The sequence below is a fragment of the Paenibacillus sp. P4_E11 genome (assembly GCF_056401635.1).
The window spans coordinates 1-1398 of record NZ_JBFUIX010000468.1; the positions used below are offsets into that span (position 1 = coordinate 1).

Below are 1398 nucleotides of genomic sequence, written 5' to 3' on the forward strand. Positions count from 1 at the left end.
GTCACTACCTCCTTCCTTACTTCATCTTTATTGCTGTGTAGGCTTGAGATTCAAGCCCACAGATCCAGGTGGTTCGCGAATGGGCAAACGAAATGTCTTTGCCACGGGTCCACCCGAAATAATCCGAATCGACCCGCAACAAAAACAGTTGCACTCACTCGTTCACAGCTGCAGCCACAGCAGCTCCGACTTTAATGCCGCATGCTTTTCCAAGCAACTTCATTGAATCGACGTATGTTACTGTGACGCCCATCTTTTTACAAAGATTTACGATTTTCATCGTTATTCTGGGATCTGCATCATTGGCCACAAACACTTCGTTGGCAAGTCCTAGCTCTACCATCTTCGTAGTTTGCTTCGTACCTATCGATATTTTCTCAGCCTGTTTCACTTTTTCATAAGACATCGAGCTCATCCTCCAAAGCGCAGGAGTGAAAACTAGGTTTTGGCACACTTTGATATATTAGCACTTCGAAAAATCGGTGTCAAGGCAGATGTGCTAGGCAGATTTTGTTTTTTTTGTAAAAAAACGAAATCAAGACTCAACTGTAACGGTTTCTTTGACTTCTGCTTCATCTGCAGCAGTCTCTTCAAGCGGATCGACTAAGCGAATGTTGCGATAACGCGGCATTCCAGTTCCCGCAGGAATCAACTTCCCGATGATGACGTTCTCCTTCAAACCTAACAACTGGTCAACCTTGCCCTTAATCGCAGCATCCGTCAATACACGTGTTGTTTCTTGGAAAGAGGCAGCAGACAAGAAGGAGTCGGTCTCCAGTGATGCCTTCGTAATCCCTAACAGCACAGGCTTAGCAACAGCAGGCTCTTTGCCCGAGAACAGCGCAGTCTTGTTCGCTTCCTCGTATTCAAAGATATCTACGAACGCGCCTGGAAGCAACGTCGTATTCCCACTGTCCACGATCCGGATCTTACGAAGCATCTGCCGAATCATGACCTCTACGTGCTTGTCATTGATTTCCACGCCTTGGTTCCGATAAACGCGCTGAACCTCTTGAAGAATATAGTTCTGCACGCCGCGGATACCTTTGATACGCAGCATTTCCTTCGGATCGATCGAACCATCGGTCAATTCGTCGCCAGCTTCCACTGTATGCCCGACCGTAACACGAATCCGGGATCCGTATGGTACAGCATACACTTTGGTCTCAGCTTCACCTGTAACTTCAATCTCACGACGATCCTTGGTTTCGCGAATTTCCTTCACTTTACCATCAAGCTCCGAGATAATCGCTTGCCCTTTCGGATTCCGCGCCTCGAACAGCTCTTGAATCCGCGGCAAACCTTGGGTAATATCATCACCCGCAACGCCCCCGGTGTGGAACGTACGCATGGTCAACTGTGTTCCTGGTTCCCCGATCGATTGGGCTGCGATAATAC

Annotated in this window: 1 protein-coding gene and 1 pseudogene; both read right to left on the bottom strand. The window is 48.0% G+C overall.

The window, feature by feature from the left end; all coding sequences use genetic code 11:
- Positions 1-154 precede the first annotated feature (154 nt).
- On the bottom strand, positions 155-406 hold the full coding sequence (locus AC1DWB_RS35185; RefSeq protein ID WP_477545708.1) for a ribosomal L7Ae/L30e/S12e/Gadd45 family protein: 252 nt from the start codon (positions 404-406) through the stop codon (positions 155-157).
- Between the two features lie 129 nt (positions 407-535).
- A pseudogene (locus AC1DWB_RS35190) lies at positions 536-1398 on the bottom strand (DNA-directed RNA polymerase subunit beta'); the annotation flags it as partial.